This is a genomic window from Bacillus sp. LR--39, assembly GCF_053613335.1.
In genome coordinates this window covers 1-731 of the sequence record NZ_JBSIOT010000817.1, presented here as the reverse complement: position 1 = coordinate 731, position 731 = coordinate 1, and the positions used below count along the sequence as shown (strand labels likewise).

Here is a 731-nt window from a genome sequence, read left to right as displayed (position 1 = left end):
TCTGCAGCTTTTTTGGCCATATACAGTCCGCCAGCCACAAGAGACACAACATCCAATCCTACAATAAAATACGTTTCTGTATAGCCTTTTAAATAAGAGGCAAACAGCAATGCAGCTGTTAAAGCGATCGCCACATAATGATTAAAGGTGACTCTAGTAAATAAAACAACAAGCATAAAAGGGAAAAACAATGCAAAAACGGCTTTTGTAATCAACAAAAACCCTCCTCAGGGATTCTTCATCTGATCTGATTATAGTAAAAAATGAAGAATCGGACAATCGTGCATTCGCTCCCTCTCCTACACCATACCCCTTTTCAGCCAAAATCAATCACCATATTTGCATTTTGGTGCCGGTCAAAACTTATTCCATGGTGCCGCTGTTCTAATCAGCGGCACTTTTTTTATTACATCATCAAGTCCGCCACCAGATTCCGAGAATAAAAGAAAATAGGCATAGAGTACCAGTACGGCCGAATTTTTCAGGATAATATAACCAACTTAACTATTCATTTTATTTAGGACTTTCTGCGTTTGACAGCATTTTCCTGAAAACCTACAATTGAATGATAGTGTTTACTATCATTTTTTAAAATATAGGCTCCGCAATAAAAAGACTAGAGAGAAAAACAAAATGAATGAAGAAAAGAGGGGTTTCAAATATGTATTCTGTTTTATTTCGCCAGGCAGAAGAGTCCAGCCAGCTGGCTGGAGCAAAAGGAATGAATTTGA

2 protein-coding genes are annotated in these 731 nt (G+C 37.6%); one reads left to right on the top strand and one right to left on the bottom strand.

What is annotated here, in order from left to right:
* A partial coding sequence (locus ACWHAR_RS26735; protein ID WP_452088384.1) for a CsbA family protein occupies positions 1 to 215 on the bottom strand: 215 nt, incomplete at its 3' end.
* Positions 216 to 661: 446 nt separating this feature from the next.
* On the opposite strand from ACWHAR_RS26735, the gene ACWHAR_RS26730 reads away from it, so the two are divergent.
* Positions 662 to 731: hypothetical protein (locus ACWHAR_RS26730; RefSeq protein ID WP_452088385.1), on the top strand; the 70-nt coding region annotated here is incomplete at its 3' end.